The organism is Actinomadura flavalba DSM 45200, from assembly GCF_000374305.1.
Taxonomy (GTDB): domain Bacteria; phylum Actinomycetota; class Actinomycetes; order Streptosporangiales; family Streptosporangiaceae; genus Spirillospora; species Spirillospora flavalba.
Map to the genome: position 1 here is coordinate 15,916 of NZ_KB894103.1, position 21,121 is coordinate 37,036.

Here is a 21,121-nt window from a genome sequence, read left to right on the forward strand (position 1 = left end):
ACGCCCCGGCTACCCCTGCGAAGCGCGTCGAATCCTGTGCCTGGTCTGTGGCGTCAGGAGGTGCAGAGGGTGAGGACTTCGGGGCCGTAGCGGTCTAGTTTGCGTTTTCCGACGCCGGGGATCTGGGCTAGGTCTTCCAGGGTTTCGGGGGCTCGTTCGGCGATGGCCTGGAGGGTGGCGTCGGTGAAGACGACGTAGGCGGGGACGCGTTGCTCGGCGGAGATCCCGGCGCGCCAGTCCTTGAGGGCGAGCAGGACGTCCTCGTTGAGTTCGGCGGGGCAGTCCTCGCAGCGGCCGAGCTTCTGTTCGACGGCGGCCGTCAGGGGACGTCCGCAGACGCGGCAGGGCTGCGGGCCCTTGGCGGTGCGGCGGGCCGCGCGGGGCGCGCGGCCGGGCGTGGGAGTGGACGTCTTGGACGTCAGGCCGTCGAGGAAGCGGGACGGGTTGCGCCGCCGCCCGCCGCCCGGCGAGCGGGCCACCGCCCACGACAGGTGCAGGTGCGCGCGGGCCCGGGTGACGCCCACGTACAGCAGGCGGCGTTCCTCCTCGACCTGCTCGGGGCTCTCGGCGTAGATGATCGGCAGCGTGCCCTCGACGACGCCGACGAGGAAGACCGCGTCCCACTCCAGGCCCTTGGCGGCGTGCAGCGACGCCAGCGTGACGCCTTCGAGCGGCGGGGCGTGCTGGGCGGCGGCGCGTTCCTCCAGCTCGGCGACGAAGTCGGGCAGGGTGGCTCCGGGGTGGTCGGCGGCCATGTCCTCGGCGAGCTGCGCGAGCGCGGCCAGCGACTCCCAGCGGGCGCGGGTGGGGCCCGAGCCCTCGGGGGGCGTGTCGCTGAACCCGACGCCCGACAGCACGTGGCGGACGGTCAGTATCAAGCCGGTGCCGTCGGTGTCGGCGTCGGCACCGGCGCGGGCCGCGCCGCGCAACTGCACGACGGCCTGCCGCACCTCGGGCCGCTCGAAGAACCGTTCGGCGCCGCGCAGCACGTACGGGACGCCCGCCTGCGCGAACGCCGCCTCATACGTCTGGGACTGGGCGTTGATGCGGAACAGCACCGCGATCTCGCGGGCGGGGACGCCCTGGTCGATCAGGGCGCGGGCGCGGCGGGCGACGTCCTCGGCCTCGGCGACCTCGTCGGCGTACTCGGTGAACTGCGGCGCCGGGCCGTCGGCGCGCTGCGCGACCAGCTCCAGCCGGTGCCGCTGCGCGGCAGCGCCGCGCGCCTGCCCGATGACGCCGTTGGCGAGCGCGACGACCTGCGGGGTGGAGCGGTAGTCGCGGACGAGCTTGACGATCTTGGCGGCGGGGAAGTCGCGGGAGAAGTCGAGCAGGTAGGACGGGGTGGCGCCGGTGAAGGAGAAGATGGTCTGGTTGGGGTCGCCGACGACGCACAGGTCGTCGCGGTCCCCGAGCCAGGTGGACAGCAGCATCCGTTGCAGCGGGTTGACGTCTTGGAACTCGTCGACGACGAAGTAGCGGTACTGCTCGCGGACCTGGTGCGCCACCTCGGGATGCTCGGTGAGGACGGCGGCGGTCAGCTCCAGCATGCCCTCGAAGTCGAGCAGGTTGCGTTCACGGCGGAGCTGCTCGTACAGGGTGTAGACACCGGCGACGTGCGCGACGTCGACGGACGTGCGGCGGGCGGTGCGGGCGGCGGCGTCGGCGTAGTCCTCGGGGCGGTGCTGGGTGACCTTGGCCCACTCGATCTCACCGGCGATCTCGCGCAGCTCGGTGCGGCCGAACGACAGCCGGCACGCCGCCGCCGCGTCGGCCACGAGCCGGATCTTGGAGTCGATGATGGCGGGCGGCTCGCCGCCGACGACGCGCGGCCAGAAGTACAGGAGCTGCCGCAGCGCGGCGGCGTGGAACGTGCGGGCCTGGACGCCGGGGGCGCCGAGCGTGCGCAGCCGGGACCGCATCTCGCCCGCCGCGCGGACGGTGAACGTCACCGCGAGGACGCGCTGCGGCGTGACGTGGCCGGTGAGGATGGCGTGGGCGATCCGGTGCGTGATCGCCCGGGTCTTGCCGGTGCCCGCCCCGGCCAGCACGCAGACCGGGCCGCGCACGGCCTCGGCGACCGCGCGCTGCTCGGGGTCGAGCCCGTCGAGCACCGCCTGAACGTCCATGGGTCCATCCTGGCAGCCGGACGGGGCTGGGCAAGCCGCGTGTGACGCTTGTGGATAACTTCGGAATGCGGCACGGATTCCGCGTGTTGACCCGACTGCCCCACCGAACGCGACAAGGGAGACGACGCACCGATGGCGACGACCGGCCCCGAGGCCGCCCGGCTCACGATGTACACGACCACGTGGTGCGGCTTCTGCCGCCGCCTGAAGTCCCAGCTCGCCCGCGACGGCATCGAGATGGTGGAGGTCGACATCGAGCGCGACCCGGCCGCCGCCGAGTTCGTCATGAAGGTCAACGGGGGGAACCAGACCGTCCCGACCGTGACCATCGGCGACGGCGTCGTGCTGACGAACCCCAGCGCCAAGGAGGTCAAGGCGCACCTGGCCGCCCTCGGCGCCTGACCACGGCCCACGACGAGGAGCGCCCGCGCCGGGCGCTCCTCGCGTCGCGTCAGAAGGCGGGCATCCCGGGCAGCGGTCCGCCGTACCAGCGCATGATGAGCTGCGCGGCGATCGACAGCGGGCCGGGCGCGACGAGCCGTCCGTCGCCGATCTCGGCGGCGAGCCCGTCGCGCGTGTACCAGGCGGCGTCGACGATCTCCTCGGCGTCGGGGCGCAGCGCGGACGGATCGTCGGCGCGGGCGAAGAACCCGAGCATGAGGCTCTGCGGCAGCGGCCACGGCTGGCTGCCGAGGTAGCGGACGTCGCGGACGCGCAGCCCGACCTCCTCGTGCACCTCCCGCGCGACGGCCTGCTCCAGCGACTCCCCCGGCTCGACGAACCCGGCGAGGATCGAGCGCCGGTCGGCGGGCCACTGCGGGCCGCGGGCGAGCAGGACGCGGTCGGCGTCGTCGCGGACCAGCATGATCACGGCCGGGTCCATGCGGGGATGGTGCTCGGACCCGTCGCGCGGGCAGACGCGGACGTGCCCGGCCGCCGTGACCTCGGTGGGGGCGCCGCAGCGCGGGCAGAACGCGTGGGTGCCGTGCCAGTGCTCCAGCGAGACGGCCTCGGTGAGCAGGCCCGAATCGCGGTCCGGGAGGAGCGCGCCGACGCGGCGCAGGCCCGCCGCCTCCGCGCCGTCGACGGCCGGGAGGTCACCGGCGATGCCGAAGTAGGGCGTTCCGGTCTCGTCCACGCCGAGCAGCCACGGGTCGCCCTCGGGCGCCCGCGCGGCCGGGACGAGCACGAGGCGCGGTTCGGGCTCGAACGTCACGAGCGCCTGCCCGTCGCGCACCACGACGACGCGGGCGCGCGGGTCCTTCCACGCCGCGGCCGTCCACGCCGGGTCGCGCCGGTGCTGCGCGGCCCGGTCGAGGGTGCCGCGCGCGAGCGCGAGCCATTCGAGGGGCGTGTCGTCCATGGGCTGCGTCAACGCGGCGCGCTCCCGAGGTCTTCCCAGAGCAGCGCGACGGCCTCGGCGCCCTTGAGCAGCAGCGGGATCTCGACCTTCTCGTTGGGCGCGTGGATGCGGTCGCCGGGGAGGCCGACGGCGAGGAACACCAGCGGCGCGCCGAGGATGTCGGCCAGGTCGGCCTCGGGGCCGCTGCCGCCCTCGCGGGTGAACAGCACCTCGGTGCCGAACGCCTTCTCCAGCGCGGCGCGGGCGGCGCGGACGCCGGGCGCGTCGATCGGTGAGAAGCAGGGCCGCACGCCACCGCCCGAGGTGCGCACCTCGGCCTCGACGCCCGAGGGCGTCCGCTGCGCGACCCAGGCGCGGAACTGATCCTCTACGGTGGCCGGGTCCTGCCCGGCGACGAGCCGGAAGGAGAGCTTCGCGTGCGCCTCGCTCGGCACGATCGTCTTGCCGCCGGGTCCGGTGTGCCCGCCCCACAGGCCGTTGACCTCGGCGGTCGGGCGGGCCCAGATGCGCTCCAGCGTGGTGTATCCGGCCTCGCCGTGGGCGGCGCGGCTCTCCCCGGCGGTGCGCAGCCAGGCGTCCTCGTCGAAGGGGAGCTTGGCGAACAGCGCCCGTTCCTCGGCGGTGAGCGGGACGACGTCGTCGTAGAAGCCGGGCAGGGTGACGCGGCCGTCGGCGTCGTGCAGCCCGGCGAGCATCGCGGCCATGGCGTGCAGCGGGTTGGGGACGGCGCCGCCGAACGAGCCGGAGTGCAGGTCGGAGGCGGGGCCGCGCAGCGTCAGCTCGGCCTCGGTGAGCCCGCGCATGCCGGTGCACATCGACGGGACGTCGGCGGACCACATCGTGGTGTCGCTGATGACGATCATGTCGCAGTCGAGGCGGTCGCGGCGGGCGCGCAGCAGGTCGGCGAAGTGGACGGAGCCGGACTCCTCCTCGCCCTCGACGAGCAGCTTGATCGTGACGGGCGGCGCGGTGGCGCCGGTGGCGGCCATTCCGGCGCGCAGCCCGAGGGTGTGGAAGAAGACCTGGCCCTTGTCGTCGGACGTGCCGCGCCCGATGAGCCGGTCGCCGCGCTCGACGGGCGTGAACGGGTCGGTGTCCCACTGGCCGAGGGGTTCGACGGGCTGCACGTCGTGGTGGCCGTAGACGACGACGGCGGGCGCGCCGGGGTCGGCGGCGGTCCACTCGGCGAAGACGGCGGGGTGGCCGCCGGTGTCCCAGACCTCGACGACGGGGAAGCCGATGCGGCGCAGGTGGGCGGCGAGCCAATCGGCGCTGGCGCGGACGTCGGGCGCGTGGGCGGGGTCGCCCGAGATGGACGGGATCGCCAGCCATTCCTTGAGGTCCGTCAGGAACTCGTCCCGGTGCTCGGCGATATAGCCCCGCACGTCCGTCATGTGCACTGCTCCCTCGCAGTTCGTTGCCTATGGCACTGTAGGAGGTCCCGCCGGACCGCCTCGGAGGTGCCGTGATTCTCATCGATCCGCCGCTGTGGCCCGCGCGCGGCCGGGTGTGGTCGCACATGGTCAGCGACGTCTCGTTCGCCGAGCTGCACGCCTTCGCGGCGGAGCTGGGCATGCCGCCGCGCGCGTTCGAGCGCGACCACTACGACGTGCCGGAGGAACTGTACGCGGCCGCGCTGGCCGCCGGAGCCGACCCGGTCGGCTGCCAGGAGCTGCTGCGGCGGCTCACGGCGGCGGGGCTGCGCCGCCGCAAGGCGTCGGTGCCGGTCAGGCTCGCAGGAGGGTGAGTTCGGTGCGCAGGTTCGCGCGGGCCCGTTCCTCGAAGCGGGTCCTGGCCTCGGGCGTGTGGAACAGCGCGGGAAGGCCGAGCAGGCCGTGCAGCACCTCGGCGCGCCCGGCGCGGAAGATCTCCTCGGGGACGAAGCCGTACTCCTCCCGGACACTGGCCGCGTAGGCGGCGTAGACGGCCGGTTCGGCGCCGAGGATCGCCAGGTCGGCGTCGCACAGGACGGCGCCGTCGCGGTCGTCGGCGTCCGGGGCGTGGGTGACGGTGAGGACGACGAGCCGGGCGACCTCGTCGATGACGGCGGGCGGCACGTCGGTGTCGGCGAGCATGCGCCGGGCGAGGCGGGCGCTGCGCTCCTCGTTGTCGGCGCGCTCGGGGTCGTAGACGGCGTCGTGGAACCAGGCGGCGAGCCGGACGGTGTCGGCGTCGGCGGCGTGGGCGGCCAGTTCGTCCACCAGGTCGAGGACGGCGACCAGGTGCGCGCGGGTGTGGTAGCGGCGGTGCGGCTCTCCGTAGCGGGCGTCGAGTTCGACGCCGATGTGCCGGGTCTGCGCACCGGCGAGCGCGATCCACCGTTCGACGAGATCCATGCCCCCATCCTCGCGGACACGCCGCGCCCGCCGTCCTTGCGCGCACCGGGAGGCCGCGCCAAGATGAACACTCTCACGCAGAGTTAGGCAAGGCTTACCTCACTTGATGGGAAGGGATGCGCCCGTGGCCCCCGCCGCGCTGTTCATCGCCACGGGCAAGCCGACCGACGCGCTGACGCACGGTTTCCTGCCCGCCGCCGCGCGGCTCGGCCTGGACGTCACGCTGCTCACCGACCGGCCCGGCCAGTACACCGGGAACGTCGTGGAATGCGACGTCACCGACTACCGGGCCATCGTGGCGGCGCTCGGTGACGGCGCGCCGGTCTTCACCAACAGCGACTTCCTCCAGGCGCCGGTGGCGCTCGCGGCCGGCTACTTCGGGCTGCCGGGCAAGGACTGGCGCGCGGCGACCCGGGCGAAGAACAAGGCGCTGACGCGGCGCCACCTGCGCGCGCTCGATCCCGTCTTCACCGCCGACGCCGCGCGCGTCCCGGACGACGCCCCGTACCCGCTCGTCCTCAAGCCCCGCGAGGGGGTGGCGAGCGAGGACGTGTTCCTGGTCGGTGACGCCCGCGAGCTGGCGGCGCGGCGGGCGGAGATCGCCGCGCGGCGGCCCGATCCGCTGATCGTCGAGGAGTACCTGCCGGGCGAGCTGCACACGCTGGAGACGCTGGGCGACGGCCGCGAGACGCGGGTGCTGGGGTCGTTCCGTACCCGGCTGTGCCCGCCGCCCCACTTCGTGGAGCAACGCCTGGAGTGGACGCCTCCGCCGCCGGAGACGCCGCAGGTGCTGGAGCAACTGGCGGCGCTCGGCGTCGGATTCGGCGCCTGCCACACCGAGTTCGTCGTGCACGCGGGCCGGGCGCGGATCATCGAGGTCAACTACCGGCTGATCGGTGACCACTGCGACTTCCTGCTCGCCGACCTGCTCGGCGTCCCGCTGTTCGCGGACGTGCTGCGCGTGCATCTGGGCGAGCCGCTGCCCGCGCCGGTTTCCGACCCGGGGCTGCACGCCGTGGCCGAACCCGTGCTGGCGACGCGCGGCGGCACGCTCGTCGCCGCGCCCGACGCCGCCGACCTCGACTCCGGCGGCGTCCGCGTCATGTACCGGCCGCAGCGGAACGTCGGGGACGCCTTCCCGCTGACGCGCACGAACCGGGACTACCTCGGCACCATCCGGGCGATCGGCACGGGCCGGGACGCGGTGGACGCCGCCGTCGCCGCGTTCCGCGCCGCGCACGACTGGGTGGTCGCGTGACCGGACCCCCGTCCGCCGGTGAGGCGGCGCTGGCCGCGCGCGTCCTGGCGACGCTGCTCCAGGAGGACTACGCGGGGCTGCGGAGCCGGGTGGACGGCGACGTCCTGCGGCTGCCCGGACGCGACGTCGCGCTGACGACCCCCTCCCCCGGCTTCGTCCGCGACCGCGAGATCGACGCCGCCGGGCTGCGGCTGGACGACGTGCTCGCCGCCGTCCGGGCCCTGGCCGACCCGTCCGACGACGTGGCCGCGTTCGCGGACGAGTGCCGCGCGGCCCTGGCGGCGCGCGGGCGCCTGGCCGCCGCCGCGCCGACGGTCCGCCGCGCGCTCGGCGGCCCCCTCGGGCCGGGCGTGTTCTACGAGACGCTCGCCGCGTACGCCGGGCATCCCGTCCACCCGCTCGGCCACGCCCGCACGGGCCTGTCCGACGCCGAGCTGGAGCGCTACGCGCCCGAGCACGCCCCGTCGTTCACGCTGCGCTGGGCGCGCGTCCCGCGCTCGGCCGCCGAGACCGCCGGGACGCGCCCGGCGTGGTGGCCGGAAGCGGACGCGGGCGACGACGTGTTCCCCGTCCATCCGCTCACCGCCCCGCGCGTCGGGGGCGTCCTGCCGTGGCCGGGCCCGGCGGTGCGGCCGACGCTGTCGATGCGGACGGTCGCGGCCGGGCCGCTCACCCATCTGAAGCTCCCGCTGCCGACCAGCACCCTCGGCCTGCGCAACCGCCGCACGATCGCCCCGGCGACGCTGGCCGACGGCGCCCGCGCGGAACGATTGCTGCGCGCGGTCCTGGCACGCGAACCGGGGCTGCCCGTGCTGCTGGCCGACGAACAGACGTACGGCCACGCGGGCGACCCGATGCTCGGCTACCTCGTCCGCCGGTTCCCGCCCGAGACCCTGGGCGCGCACGTCGTGCCGGTGGCGGCGCTGCTGGCCGAGCATCCGGACGGCGGACCGGTGATCGCCCAGTGGGACGTGCCCGACCTGTTCGGCCGCTACCTCGACGCGCTCTTCGCCTGGAACGTCACGCTGTTCCGGTATGGAATCGCCCTGGAGGCCCATCAGCAGAACGTCTCACTCGTCCTGCGCGGCCCGGACCTCCGGTTGCTGATCAAGGACAATGACGGAGCCATGGTGGACCCCGCGCGCTGTGCCGCCCGGCTCGGCCCCGACGCCGAGCCGGTGCGCTTCGACGACGCGCGCATGCTCACCCGCGACCCCGAGGCGCTGGCGCGCGTCTTCGTCACCATCACCCTGCACCTGTGCGCCGCCGCGCCCGCCTTCGGGCTGGCCGAACGCGGGCTGCTGCCGCTCCGCGCCGCGCTGGGCATGGTCCGCGACCGGCTCGACGCCGCGCTGGGCGGCGGCGACGCGTTCCTGCGCGCCCGCACCCTCGACGCCGCCCGGCTGCCGGGCAAGGCGATGCTCACCGCCGGGACGCTGGTCGCCAAGGCCCGCACCGGCGCCGCCGACATCAACAAGCACTACGGCCCCGACGGGCCGAACTACCTCCGGGACGGAACGTGCTCCTGACTCGCCGGATCGTGACCGCGGACGACGCCACGACGACGTCGCTGCTCAACTGCCTGGTGCGCGAGGTCTGCGTGCCCGACCGGCAGGTGTGGGCGGGCGGCGGGCGGCTCGTGCTGCGGCTGCCGCGCGCCGGGGTGCTGCTGCGGGCCGGGCTGGCGCGCCCGCCGGTCGGGCCGACGTACCGGCTGCGGGCGCCGGTGGAGGAGCGCCGCGCGGACGCGTGGATTCCGGCGGGCTGGGAACGCATCGCCGACCTGGCCGCCGGGGAACTGGAGCTGGCGACGGGCCGCGCGAACCCCGAGTTCTCGGCGCAGGTCCGCGACAGCCACGCGGCGCTGCGCGCCATCCTGGCGGCGCGCGAGCAGACGGCGGAGGGCTCGGCGGACGCGTTCCTGGCGTCGGAGCAGTCGCTGGTGAGCGGGCACCGGTTCCATCCGGCGCCCAAGGCGCGGCAGGGCGCGCCGGGCGAGTGGCTGCCGTACGCGCCCGAGGCGCGGACGCGGTTCCGGCCGCGCTGGCTGGCCGTCCGCGCCGACGTGCTCGCCGAGGGCGGGGACGCGGCGGCGTTCGCGGAGCTGGAGGCGCTGGGGCCGTCCGTGCCGCCGGAGTACACGCTGCTTCCGGTGCATCCGTGGCAGTTCTCGCTGCTGTCCGGGCGTCCGCTGCTGCGGCGGGCGCTGGCGTCGGGGGGGGTGCGGGATCTCGGCACGGCGGGGCCGGAGGTGTTCCCGACCGCGTCCGTCCGGACCGTGTACGTCCCGTCGGCGGACGTCTTCTGCAAGTTCAGCCTGGACGTGCGCATCACGAACTGCGTGCGCAAGAACTCCTGGTACGAGCTGGACGGTGCCGTTCATCTGAACCGGCTGCTCGGTGAGGTGTTCGCCGGTCATGACGGGGCCGCCCTGCTCGCGGAGCCCGCGTACCGGACCGTCGCGTTGGCCGACCGTGCGCTCTATGAGGGCTTCGGGGTGATCCTGCGGGAGGGTGTCCGGAATCTGCCGGGGACGCCGCTGCTCGCCGCCGCGCTCGCGGACCCGTACGGCACGGCGCTGTCCGCGCTGGCACCGCTGGCGACGCCCGAGGGCGCGGCGGCCTGGTGGGACGCCTACGCGCGGCTCGTGCTGCGTCCCGTCCTGGCCGCGTACCTCGACCACGGCGTCGTGCTCGAACCGCACGTGCAGAACGTGCTGATGGTCATGGACTCGGGCGGTATGCCGGTGCGCGCGGTGTTCCGCGACCTGGAGGGCACCAAGCTCACCGCCGGGCGCTGGAACCTGGCGCACCTGCCCGCCGGGGTGCGCGACGCCCTCACCTACGACGCCGAGCGCGGCTGGAACCGCGTCGTGTACTGCCTGTTCGTCAACCACCTGACCGAGGTCGCGGCGGCCGTCGCCGACCTGCACCCGACGCTGGAACGCGAGCTGTGGGGCACGGTGCGGCGCGAGCTGGACGCGTCGCCGCACGCCGACCGGCCGCAGGTGCGGGCGCTGCTGGCGGGCGTCCCGTTCCCCGCCAAGGCGAACCTGCGGGCCCGGTGGGCGCGCAGCGCCGACCGGGCCGCGACGTACGTCCCGGCGCGGAACCCGCTGGCGAACTAGCCGCCGAGGGCCTTGGAACGGACCTTGCCCGTGCTGGTGCGGGGCAGTTCGTCCACGAACGTCACGTCGCGGGGCACCTTGTACCGCGCGAGGTTCTTCTTCACGTGCGCCCGGACGTCGTCCTCGGACAGGTCCGCGCCCTCGCGGCGGACGACGTGGGCGGCGAGCCGCTGGCCCCACTTCTCGTCGTCCACGCCGCGCACGGCGACATCGGCGATCTCGGGGTGGCGGCCGAGCAGATCCTCGACCTCGCCGGGGAAGACGTTCTCGCCGCCGGAGACGATCATGTCGTCGGCGCGGCCGTCGATGAACAGCCGGCCCGCGTCGTCGAAGTGCCCGAGGTCGCCGGTGCTGTAGAGGCCGTCGCGTTCGTCCTTGCTCCCGCCGCCGGTGTAGCCCGCGAAGTTCAGGCCGCCGCCGGTGTGGATCTCGCCGCTCTCGCCGGGCGGCAGCTCGCGGCCGTCCGGGTCGAGGATCTTGATGGTGAGGCGGAACGACGGGCGGCCCGCCGTGCCGGGCGCTTCGCGCAGGTCCCGCGGGGTCGAGATCGTGGCCCAGCCGGTCTCGGTGGCGCCGTAGACGTTGTGCAGGACGTCGCCGAACGCGTCCATGAACGCCTCCGACAGGTGCGGGTGCAGCGCCGAGCCGCCGCAGACGACGACGCGCAGCGAGGCCGGGCGCGGGCCGTCCGGCACGTCCAGCAGGCGGCGCAGCATGACCGGTACGGCGATGAGCGTCTCGGCGCGGAACCGGTCCAGGTCGCGCAGCGTGGCGGCCGGGTCGAAGCGGCGCCGCAGGACGAGCGGCGCGCCGAGGCCGAGACCGACGTTAAGGTAGGCGAAGCCGAGCACGTGGAACAGCGGCGGCGCGATGACGATCGGCGCGCCGGAGCGGACCGGCACCCGCATGAGGTGGCTCGCGGCCGCGGGCAGCAGCGCGCCGAGCGAGATGTCGTGCTGGGCGCCCTTGGGCGTCCCGGTCGTGCCGGACGTCATGATGACGACCCGTCCGTGCCGTCCGGGACGCAGCGGCTCGGCGTCGGTGGCGGCCAGCTCGTCCAGCGTGGGCAGGGCGCCGCCGTCGTCGTCGTGCCAGGCGTGGACGCGGTCGCCGGTGTAGCCGGAGTCGTCCACGACGGCGTCGAACTCGGCGTCGTGGACGAGCAGCGTGACGCCCTCGCGGCCGGCGACCTCGCCGAGCTGGGCGCCGGAGAAGTCGGTGTTGAGCAGCACGACGTCGGCGCCGGTGCGCGAACCGGCCAGGACGGCCTGCACGAAGCCCCGGTGGTTGCGGGCCAGCACGCCGATGCGGTCGCCCGGCGCGACGCGGTCGCACAGCGCCGTCGCGAGCCCGGCGACGCTCGCCTCCAGCGAGGCGTGCGTGAGGGGGCCGCGCTCGTCGATCAGCGCGATGCGGCCCGGGAACCGCAGCGCGGACATCGCGCTCACGGTGCCGGGAACCGGGCCGAACCGCCAGTACTGGAGCGGGAGCCGCACCAGCCGGTCCGGCCGGACGGGCCGCAGCGCCCCGACCTCCGCGACGGCGCGCACCGCCCGCGTTCCCTGACCGGCCAACGTCCGGACACGCTCGAACGGCACGACTGCACTCCTCGCGTCGGGGGGCGGATCAACGACATACCCGGCTCATCACCAGATATGTCGCGTCACCGCCGGACGCGCCGCGTCAGCGGGTGGCCATGCAGATGCGCGCGAGGTCGTTCAGCGCCTCGGCGCGGCGTTCGTCCAGGGTGCGGGAGTCGTCCGGGGCGGCTTCGGCGAGGGTGTCGATGACCAGGGAGAACAGCGGCCACTCGGCGGGCGAGATGGCGCCCTGGAAGTCGACGTCGCCGGAGTCGAGGTCGTCCAGGTCGAGGTTGCGGGCGAAGGTGGCCAGCGCGGCCTCGGCCGCGACGACGCCGATGCGCAGGGCCAGCGCGGCGGGTTCGCGGTCGAGGGGAAGGGCCGTGCTAGAACTCATGTTCGACAACATAGAACACACGAGCGAGCGGAGTCGAACGTTCGCCCGAGAAGTTCACCCGTTTCACACCACGATCGCCTGAAGGTAGAGGTTGGTGTGGGTGAAGTGGATCTCGCCGCGCTCGCGCACCGGCCGCATGCCCGTCACCGGCCCGCCGTCCAGCTCGGCCGTCAGCTCGGCGCGGACGCGCGCCGCGTTCTCCTCGGACGTGCGCGCCATCGCCAGCCACGGCTCCAGCGGGCGGACGAACTCGAACCGCTCCGCCCGCTTCACCTCCGCGCCCGCCGCCTCGATCAGCTCGCGCAGCCGCGCCTCGGTCAGCAGCGCGCCGTGCGACGGGTCGCGCAGCCGCTCGATGCGGTCGGGGTCGCCGTCCAGGCCGTCCGGCCGGACGATGTCCGCGACGATCAGCGCCGCGCCGGGCCGCCCCACCCGCGCCATCTCGGCCAGCATGGCGCCCGGGTCACCGACCTGGTGGGTGGAGAACCGCGTCACGACCAGGGTGAACGACGCGTCCACGAACGGCAGCGCGGCGGCGTCGCCGTGCGTGAACGTGACGTTGGTGAGCCCGGCGCGGTCGGTGTCCCGCTTGCCCTGCGCCAGCATCGCGGGCGTGAGGTCGAGCGCCGTCACGTGCCGGACGCGCGGCGCGATGGCCCGCGCGACCAGGCCCGTACCGGCGGCGACCTCCAGCACGACGTCGTCCAGGTCCAGCTCCGGCGCCGCGAACCGGACGAGCCGGTCCATGTGCCGCACGAACGCCAGATTCAGCTTCGGATCGACCACCGTCGCGGCCTGCTTGGAGAACTCCGCGATGATCTTCTCGTCGTGCGTCGCCGCCACGGGCGCCTCCTCCGGGGGTGCTTGCCGGGATCATCCCCGAATCGGGTCGCCCTGACCAGCCCTCAACCCGTCGGTGTGAGCTGGAGTTCGGCGCTGCCCGGCCCGGCCAGCAGGCCGCTCACGAGCTGCGTGAGCGGCCCGCACCCGGTCAGCTCGGGCAACGTGAACGAGACGCTGAGGTCACGTTGGAAGGCCAGGTTCTCGCCCTGGGCCGTGATCGGAACCGGTCCCGCCGCGACGCACGTCTCCCCCACGGCGATCGCGAAACCGAACAGTGTGACCTCCGTGACGCGCGCGGTCGCGGTGCCGCTCAGCTTCGTCAGGGGTGACGAATCCCGCTCGCCGGTCAGTTTGCCCGGCTGGAGGTGCAACCCGGCTGTCGAGGGGAGGAAGCCGAGGAGCTTGAAGTCGAAACGGGCCGGGTCGATGGTCAGTTCGCCTTCGAGCGAGAGCAACTTGTCGGTGACGGCGAGGCGCCCGGACACCTTCGCGTCGGCCGCCGGTGTGCGCAGCGTCGCCTTACCAACGGCCTTGTACGCGTCCGTCCTTTCCCAAGGCGTGCCCTCCCAGCCGATGCCGAAGGTCGCCAGCAGCGTGGGCGTCCCCGCCTTGGGCTTGCACCTGGCGGAGATGCCGGCCGACCCGACGGGCTCGCCCTCGGCGTCCAGCGCGCGGAGCTGAAGGAAGAGGCCGTCCACGTGCAGTTCGGTCGCTCCGAGCGCGGAACCCGCCTCCAGCCGGAACGTCACAGGGCTGGAGAACTCGGCGCCTCCCGACGCGGGCACGTCGAAGGTGGCGAGTGCCATCGCGGCGGAGTTGGTCCGCGACCAGTAACGCTGGTAAAGCGTGTTGTAGAGCCAGCCGGTGGCCCGGAGCCGGTGCGCGCCCTCGCGGGCCAGTGCCGCGGTCAGTTCCGCGCCGAGGCCGATGGTCGCCGAGAACGGAACCCGCTCATGGCTTTGGTAGATCGCGCTGGGGAAGTCTGCGTCGCTCCGGACGGTCACCTCCTGATCGCCGTACTTGGGGAACGGGCAGACGTAGACCTGGTCCAGGATGCCCGACGTCCCGTCCGGCGTCGTGAACGTGTACGGGTCGCTCGGCGCGGAGGTGTTGCCGTCGGCGTCACGGGCCGTGATGGTCACGGTCGCCTTGGTGCGCGGCGCCAGCCCCGTGATCTTGAACTCCCCCCACGGCACTCCGCTCACACTCGGGGCACGGCCGATCAGAGCACCGTCGCGGTAGACGTCGTAGCCGGTGACGCCCTGGTCGTCGGTGGACGGGCTCCACCGCAGGTCGGCCGTGCGCGGCGTGAGATAGGCCCAGACCCTGTCCGGCTTGCTCGGCGGATTCGACGGTGCGGCGGCCGTGGCCGTGGCGGGGACGAGCGAACCCGCCAGTAGCAGAGCCAGCAAGACGACCAACCGTCGCAGCACCATGGACCGCACCCCGTTTCTCTTGTGGGCGCAGCATGTCCCGGGGCGGGAGTCATGGCCAGAGTCAGGGATGTATCCGCGCGCGAAGTGAGCGAAGTGGCCGTCGTCGCGCGCGTGCGGTGTTGAGATCGTGGTCAGATCGCCGGGACGGTGGTCAGGAGGGCTTCGAGGCCGGTGGCGTCCAGGAGGTCGACGGGGCGGACGGTGACGTTGGCGCGGACGTAGTGGAAGGCCGCGCTGACGTGGGTGAGGGGGACGCCCGCCAGGCCGGACCAGGCCAGGCGGTAGGCGGCGAGCTGGACGGCGGCCGCGTCGGCGTCGGGGCCGGTGGGCGGGCGGCCGGTCTTCCAGTCGACGACGGTGTAGTGGCCGTCGGCGTCGCGGAAGACGGCGTCCATGCGGCCCCGGAGGAGGCGGTCGCCCAGCAGGGTCTCGAACGGGACCTCAACGTCGAGGGGTTCGCGGGACGCCCACTCCGACCGCTCGAACCGCTCCTTCAGGACGTCGATCTCGGTGCCCTCGGCGGTCTCGTCGGTCATGCCGGGGAGTTCGTCCAGGTCGAGGAGGCGCTGCTGGCCCCAGCGGGATTCGAGCCAGGTGTGGAACTCGGTGCCGCGCCGGGCGTAGGGCGCGGGCGGGCGGGGCATGGGGCGGCGGATCTGGCGGGCGAGCGCGGCCGGGTCGCGGGCGAGGGTCACCAGCGACGACACGGTCAGGTTCCCGGGCAGTTCGACGAGCAGGCCGTCGCCGCCGCGGCCCCGGTCGCGTTCGGCGAGCAGCAGTTCGACGTCGCGCGCCCACGCCGTCATGCGGGCGCGGTCGGCGTCGGCGAGGCCCGCGTCGCCCGCCCACGGGCGGGAACGGCCGAGCATCGCGTCCTCGACCATGCGGGCGGCGTCGACGATCGCGTCGTACCGGTCGCCGCCCTCGGGCGGCGGCGGCCACGCGCCCTCCTCGCCGCGTTCCAGCAGCGGGTTCGCTTCGTGCTCTTCGGGGGGCGGCGCCCAAATCAGGACGGTTCCGGCGCCTTCGAGGCAGACCGTGCGGATCTCGTCCAGGAAGGGGGAAGGGCCGAGAACGCGGCCGGACGTCCCCCACCGGAAGCCCGTCGCGATGAGCAGGCTCGACGCCCGCGTCACCGCGACGTAGGCGAGGCGGCGTTCCTCGCGCAGGTCGCGTTCGGTGCAGGCGGCGTCGAACGCGGCCAGGTCGTCCTTGTCGAGGCCGCGCAGCGGGGGCAGGTCGCGGTGGTCGCCGCGCAGCGGGAACGGCAGCACGCGCGGGTTCGCCGTCCACCGCGTCGCGTTCTGCGGCGGCGACGGGAACACCGACCCCTTGGCGGGGGCGCCGTTGCGCTGCTCGGCCGACGCCAGCCCCGGCACGATCACGACCGGCCACTCCAGGCCCTTGGACGCGTGCACGGTCAGCAGCTTGACGCTGTCGGTCTCGCCGACGCGTCCGGCCTCCAGCCCGAACTCCTCGGACTCGGCGGCCTTGAGGTAGGCCAGGAAGGCGCCGAGCGTGGGGTCCTCGGCGTCGCCGGCGAACGCGGCGGCGGCGCCGACGAAGGCGTCCAGGTCGGCGCGGGCGGTGACCGGGTCGAGGCCGGAGCGGGCGGCGACCTCGATGTCGAGCCCGAGCGCGCGTTCCACCTCGTGCACGAGGTCGGGCAACGGCAGCCCGGCCTGGGAGCGCAGCCCGCGCAGTTCGGCGGCGAGCCGCCGCAGCCGCCCGAACCCCTCCGGCGAGAACCCCTCGGCGGGACCGATGTCGTCCAGGGCGTCGACGAGGCTGCCCGTCTCCTGGTTCAGCTCGGTGACGAGCTGCCGCAGCGGGTCAGCGTCGGCGGGGGCGTCGGCGGCGGGCGCCGCCGCGCCCTCGGGCGGGGTGATGTCGCGGGCGGCGTCGCGGGCCAGCTCGCGGGCGCGGCGGCCGAGCGCGACCAGGTCGCGCGGCCCGAGCCGCCAGCGCGGCCCGGTGAGCAGCCGGGCCAGCGACGCGCCCGCGCTCGGGTCGTGCATGACGCGCAGCGTCGCGACGACGTCCTGCACCTCCGGGACGGTCAGCAGCCCGCCGAGCCCGACGACCTCGACGGGGACGCCGCGCGCCTCCAGCGCCCGCCGGATCAGCGGGAACTGCGAGCGTTTGCGGGCCAGCACCGCGACGTCGGAGTACCGCAGCGGCTCGGCGGCCTCCCCGCCGTCCGGCGCGACGCCCGGATAGCCGGACATGAGGCCCTGGACGCGCAGCGCGATCGTCTCGGCCTCCTCCTCGACGGTCGTGAACAGCGCGCACTCGACGCGGCCGCGCCCCTCCCGGCCGGTGCCGGGGACGAGCACCGGCACCTCGGCGGTGTCGGCGCGCAGCTCGGCCTGCACCCGCGCCGCCGCGTGCAGCACGCGTTCCCCGTTGCGGAAGCTGCGCGAGAGCTGCCGCACCGGCGCCGGGTCGAGCGGGCGGTTCGCGGTCGCCTCGGCGCGCGGGAAGTCGTGGGCGAAGCGGCGCAGGTTGCCCGCGCTGGCGCCGCGCCACCCGTAGATCGACTGGCAGGGGTCACCGACGGCCGTGACCGGATGGCCGCCGGAGAACAGCGACCGCAGCAGGACGAGCTGCGCCTGGCTGGTGTCCTGGTACTCGTCGAGCAGCACGACCGAGAACCGCGACCGCTCGATCATCCCGACCTCGGTGTGCCGGAACGCGATCCGCGCCGACAGCGCCATCTGGTCGCCGTGGTCCATGACCTCGCGGTCCTGCTTGGCGCGGCGGTACGCCTCGACGATCGGCAGGAGCTGTTCGCGCACGCCCTGCTTGGCGAGGATGTCGCGCTGGGCCTTGAGCGGTTTGGGGACGTGGGCGTACTGCTCGTCCAGCCAGGTGCCGACGCGCCGCACGTCCTCGGTGGAGCGCAGGTGCTCGGACAGGTCCCCGGCCAGTTCCATGACGGCCTTGGTGACGGTGTCGGGCGACCACTCGATCCGGTCCATGGGGCCGTCGTAGGCGTCCACGACGCGCGAGCAGAGCTGCCAGGCGACGGCGGGCGAGATCAGCCGCGTCGTCGGCTCCAGCGCCTCGCGCAGCGCGTGGTCACCGAAGAGGCGGGACGCGTAGGAGTGGTACGTCGAGACCATCGGCTCGCCGTCGAAGATCGCGTCGCCGCCGAGGCGTTCGGTGTCGGCGGCGGGCAGCGACTCCGCGAGCGTGTCGAGCCGTTTGCGGACGCGGATGCCCAGTTCGGCGGCGGCCTTGCGGGTGAACGTCAGGCCGAGCACGCGTTCGGGCCGCACGAACCCGTTCGCGACGAGCCACACCACGCGCGCGGCCATCGTCTCGCTCTTGCCCGACCCCGCCCCGGCCACGACGGCCATCGGCGCGAGCGGCGCGGCGATGACGGCGGCCTGCTCGGCGGTCGGCTCCGGAACCCCCAGCAGGCGCGCCAGCTCCGCCGGAGTGATCATGGACCGACCTGTCCCCCCTCGTCCTGGACCGGGCAGCACGACCGTACCGGGCACGACCGACACTTGGCGTTGACGCGGGCCTGGAAGACGTCCCCGGCCATCCCCGTCGCGACGATGTCGATCAGCTTCTTCGGCCAGTCGGGGTCGGGGTCGTCGCCGGGCGGCTCCTGCGCCTGCTCGCGCGCCTTGGCGGTGAACGACGCCTTGCCGACCTGGACGAGCTTGGCGCCGCCGGGCTCGATCAGCCCGTGCCGCTCGAACGCGCCGAGCATGACCGCGTACTGGTAGACGCCGAGCTGCGGGTGCCGCCCGACCTCCTCCTTGGGGACGGCCGTGTTCGACGTCTTGATGTCGATGATCACCGCGCGGCCCTGCGCGTCGCGTTCGGCGCGGTCGATCCGGCCCTTGATCACGACGCGGCCCAGGTCGACGCGGAACGCCTCCTCCAGCGCGACGATCTCGTTGGGGTTGTCGTGGTGCCAGGAGAGGAACTTGTCGACCATCGCGGCGGCCTGCTCGCGCTGCTTCTCCGAGTACCAGGACGAGCGGAAGTCCAGGTCGTTCCAGATCTCGTCGAGGCGGCGGGCGACGTCCACCTCGGTGACGCCCTCGTCGGCCCCGGCCATCTCCGCGACGGCGTGCACGACCTTGCCGAGCGTGCTGAACTCGTTCGGGCCGCCCTCCTGCGCGCCGACGGCCGACGTCAGCAGCCAGCGCAGACCGCAGGTGGTGAACGTCTCGACCTGCGACGGCGACACGGTGATCTGCTCGTCGTCGGAGAACGCGGGGCCCGCGTCCGACAGGGCCGTGATCGCGTACCAGTTCTCCGGCCGGGCGCCGCGCACGCCCGCGCGGGCCAGCCGGGCCAGGTGCGCGGCGGCGGCGCGGCGCAGCGGCTCGGGACGGCCGGGGTCGGAGACGGCCGAGCGCAGGTCCGCGACGAGCGCGGGGAGCGACAGCCAGCGGGTCTTCTCGTCCAGCCGGGACGTCTCGATCGCGCCGGGCACGAGGTCGTTGAGGAAGCGGGACGGGCGCTCCTCGCTGTCGTCGCCGCCGACCGCCGTCACGACGAGGCGGCGTTTCGCGCGGGTGGCCGCGACGTAGAACAGGCGGCGTTCCTCCGCGAGCATCTTGGCGGCCAGCGCCGCGCCCGCCGGACCGTCGCCGTCGATCCGCGTCCCGGCGGCGTGCTCGACCATCTCCTCGACGCCGAGCAGCGAGCCGCGCAGCCGCAGGTCGGGCCAGACGCCCTCCTGCACGCCGGTGACGACCACGACGTCCCATTCCAGGCCCTTGGAGCGGTGCGCGGTGAGGATGCGGACGGCCTCGCCGTCGGGGGCGCGGTCCGCGAGGGTGTCGCCCGCGATGTCCTGGGCGGCGATGTCGTCCACGAACAGCTCTGGCCCGGCGTGCGGGAGGCGGTCCACGAAGCGGGCGGCGGCGTCGAACAGGGCGACGACGGCGTCCAGGTCGCGGTCGGCGGACGCACCGCGCGCCCCGCCCCGCATGCTCTGCTCCAGCAGCGCGTCGGCCTGCCCGCTCGCCTCCCACACCGCCCACAGGACGTCCTCGGCGGAGCCGCCCGCCGCCGCGCCCTCGCGCGCGACCGCCACGAGGTGCGCGACGCGTTCGGCGGGGGCGCGCACCTTCTCGTGCACCAGCGTCAGCTCGCGGCCGTCGCTCACCGCCGCGATCAGCAGTTCGCCCAACGGGCGGCCGGGGACGCCGGTGCCCGCGCGGGCGATCTCCTCCAGGTCGCGCAGCGCCCGCTTGAGGCGGCGCAGCGCGAGCGCGTCGGCGCGGCCGAGCGGGCCGGTCAGCAGGTCCTCCGCGACGGTCTCGTCCAGGAAGCCCTTGGTCAGCGCGGCGCGCAGCAGCAGCAGGAACGGGCGGACGGCGGGCTCGGCCATCAGCGGGACCTCGTCGCCCGCCACCACGACCGGGACGCCCGCCTGCGCGAGCGCCCGCCGCAGCGCCGGGACCTGCCGCGCCGCGCTGCGCACCAGCACCGCCATCCGCGACCACGGGACGCCGTCGAGCAGGTGCGCGCGGCGCAGCTCGTCCGCGACCAGGGCGGCCTCCTGGCTCTCGGAGTCCGCGACGATCGCGCGGACGTCGCCGTCCTCGGCGTCCTCGGGGTGGCGCAGCGCGCGGTGCCGGGCCTCGCCGGGCAGCTTCTTGGCGACGCGGCGGGACGCGGCCAGGATCGCCGGGGCCATGCGGCGGCACGTGTCGAGCGCGACGACCGGGGCGGGCTCGCCGTCCAGGGTGCGGAAGCGCTGCGGGAACTCCTGGATGCCGCGCACGTCGGCGCCGCGGAAGCCGTAGATCGACTGGTCGGGGTCACCGACGACGACGAGGTCGCGGCCCTCCCCCGCGAGGTGTCTGAGCAGTTCCTCCTGGGCCGGGTCGGTGTCCTGGTATTCGTCCACGAACACGACGTCGTAGGCGTCGCGTTCCCGGATTCGGACCTCCTCGTCGGCCAGGACGGCGGCGGCGAACCACAGCAGCTCGCCGTAGTCGAACGTGGGGACGGGATCGACGGCGAACCGGTCGGCGTAGCGGTCGGCGAAACCGCCGATGGCGGGCCACTCCTCGCGGCCGTGGACGCGGCCGAGCGCGGCCAGGTCGGCGCCGTCCAGGCCGCGTTCGGCGGCGCGGGACATGAAGTCGCGCAGTTCCTCGGCGAACCCCCGGGTGGCGAGGGCCTCGTGCAGCCGGGACGGCCAGCCGTGCGGGCCGTCCGCGCGCTCGCCGTCCAGCAGCCGCCGCACCTCCAGGAGCTGTTCGGGGCCCGAGAGCAGGCGCGGCGCCGGGCCGTCGGCCTCCACGGCCTCGCGGCGCAGCAGCGCGTAGGCGTAGCCGTGGAAGGTCAGCGCGAGCGGGGTGCGGGTGGTGCGGCGCAGCCGCGCGGTGATGCGGGCGCGGAGTTCGCCCGCCGCCTTGCGGCCGAACGTGAGCACGAGGACGCGTTCGGGGTCGGTTCCCCGGTTCTCGATGCGGTCGACGACGGCTTCCACGATCGTGGTCGTCTTGCCGGTGCCCGGACCCGCCAGCACCAGCAGCGGCCCGCCCGGATGGTCCACGACCGCCCGCTGGCGGGCGTCGAGCGGTGGCGCTCCGGCCCCGGCGGGACCGGCGCGGCGCACGAGACGATACGACCCTGCCGGCACAACAGATGATTCCAGCAGATCATCGGG

Annotated in this window: 15 protein-coding genes; 5 read left to right on the forward strand and 10 right to left on the reverse strand. The window is 74.5% G+C overall.

What is annotated here, in order from left to right:
* Positions 1–53 precede the first annotated feature (53 nt).
* The gene (locus C229_RS0126460; protein WP_018658145.1) at positions 54–2,129 is read right to left on the reverse strand and encodes an ATP-dependent DNA helicase UvrD2; all 2,076 of its coding nucleotides are present in this window, start codon (positions 2,127–2,129) and stop codon (positions 54–56) included.
* A 132-nt stretch (positions 2,130–2,261) separates the two neighbouring features.
* Between C229_RS0126460 and C229_RS0126465 the strand changes: the two genes are divergently transcribed.
* Positions 2,262–2,531, forward strand: a complete 270-nt coding sequence (locus tag C229_RS0126465; RefSeq protein WP_018658146.1) for a mycoredoxin — start codon at positions 2,262–2,264, stop codon at positions 2,529–2,531.
* A 49-nt stretch (positions 2,532–2,580) separates the two neighbouring features.
* On the opposite strand, the gene nudC is transcribed toward C229_RS0126465, so the two are convergent.
* On the reverse strand, positions 2,581–3,492 hold the full coding sequence (gene nudC, locus C229_RS0126470; RefSeq protein WP_018658147.1) for an NAD(+) diphosphatase: 912 nt from the start codon (positions 3,490–3,492) through the stop codon (positions 2,581–2,583).
* Positions 3,493–3,500: 8 nt separating this feature from the next.
* The gene (locus C229_RS0126475) at positions 3,501–4,886 is read right to left on the reverse strand and encodes a dipeptidase (protein WP_018658148.1); all 1,386 of its coding nucleotides are present in this window, start codon (positions 4,884–4,886) and stop codon (positions 3,501–3,503) included.
* Between the two features lie 71 nt (positions 4,887–4,957).
* Between C229_RS0126475 and C229_RS0126480 the strand changes: the two genes are divergently transcribed.
* Positions 4,958–5,239: a DUF4031 domain-containing protein gene (locus C229_RS0126480; RefSeq protein WP_018658149.1), complete on the forward strand. Its 282-nt coding sequence runs from the start codon at positions 4,958–4,960 to the stop codon at positions 5,237–5,239.
* Here C229_RS0126480 and C229_RS0126485 read toward each other — a convergent pair.
* Positions 5,220–5,828 carry an HD domain-containing protein gene (locus tag C229_RS0126485; protein ID WP_018658150.1) on the reverse strand — a complete coding sequence of 203 codons (609 nt, stop codon included), beginning with the start codon at positions 5,826–5,828 and terminating at the stop codon, positions 5,220–5,222. The genes C229_RS0126480 and C229_RS0126485 overlap by 20 nt on opposite strands.
* A gap of 124 nt (positions 5,829–5,952) precedes the next feature.
* Here C229_RS0126485 and C229_RS0126490 point away from each other — a divergent pair, with 124 nt between their 5' ends.
* From C229_RS0126490 to C229_RS0126500, 3 genes are read left to right on the forward strand one after another with little or no spacing between them, the layout of a single operon-like run.
* Positions 5,953–7,086, forward strand: a complete 1,134-nt coding sequence (locus tag C229_RS0126490; RefSeq protein ID WP_018658151.1) for an ATP-grasp domain-containing protein — start codon at positions 5,953–5,955, stop codon at positions 7,084–7,086.
* Positions 7,083–8,615 (forward strand): IucA/IucC family protein, encoded by a 1,533-nt coding sequence (locus tag C229_RS0126495; RefSeq protein ID WP_018658152.1) that lies wholly within the window; start codon positions 7,083–7,085, stop codon positions 8,613–8,615. The genes C229_RS0126490 and C229_RS0126495 overlap by 4 nt, the downstream gene beginning before the upstream one ends.
* Positions 8,606–10,213 carry an IucA/IucC family protein gene (locus C229_RS0126500; protein WP_018658153.1) on the forward strand — a complete coding sequence of 536 codons (1,608 nt, stop codon included), beginning with the start codon at positions 8,606–8,608 and terminating at the stop codon, positions 10,211–10,213. The genes C229_RS0126495 and C229_RS0126500 overlap by 10 nt, the downstream gene beginning before the upstream one ends.
* Here C229_RS0126500 and C229_RS0126505 read toward each other — a convergent pair.
* The 6 genes from C229_RS0126505 to C229_RS0126530 form a co-directional block, all read right to left on the reverse strand.
* On the reverse strand, positions 10,210–11,811 hold the full coding sequence (locus C229_RS0126505; RefSeq protein ID WP_240487402.1) for an AMP-binding protein: 1,602 nt from the start codon (positions 11,809–11,811) through the stop codon (positions 10,210–10,212). The two genes, C229_RS0126500 and C229_RS0126505, sit on opposite strands and share 4 nt — an antisense overlap.
* An 85-nt stretch (positions 11,812–11,896) precedes the next feature.
* The gene (locus tag C229_RS0126510) at positions 11,897–12,190 is read right to left on the reverse strand and encodes a hypothetical protein (RefSeq protein ID WP_018658155.1); all 294 of its coding nucleotides are present in this window, start codon (positions 12,188–12,190) and stop codon (positions 11,897–11,899) included.
* 63 nt (positions 12,191–12,253) lie between these two features.
* Positions 12,254–13,033, reverse strand: a complete 780-nt coding sequence (locus C229_RS0126515) for a class I SAM-dependent methyltransferase (RefSeq protein WP_018658156.1) — start codon at positions 13,031–13,033, stop codon at positions 12,254–12,256.
* A 62-nt stretch (positions 13,034–13,095) separates the two neighbouring features.
* Positions 13,096–14,445 carry a fibronectin type III domain-containing protein gene (locus C229_RS0126520; RefSeq protein WP_155885067.1) on the reverse strand — a complete coding sequence of 450 codons (1,350 nt, stop codon included), beginning with the start codon at positions 14,443–14,445 and terminating at the stop codon, positions 13,096–13,098.
* 155 nt (positions 14,446–14,600) lie between these two features.
* Complete coding sequence (locus C229_RS0126525) at positions 14,601–17,921, reverse strand: UvrD-helicase domain-containing protein (protein ID WP_018658158.1); 3,321 nt, start codon at positions 17,919–17,921, stop codon at positions 14,601–14,603.
* Positions 17,918–21,070: an ATP-dependent helicase gene (locus C229_RS0126530; RefSeq protein WP_018658159.1), complete on the reverse strand. Its 3,153-nt coding sequence runs from the start codon at positions 21,068–21,070 to the stop codon at positions 17,918–17,920. The genes C229_RS0126525 and C229_RS0126530 overlap by 4 nt, the downstream gene beginning before the upstream one ends.
* Positions 21,071–21,121 lie beyond the last annotated feature (51 nt).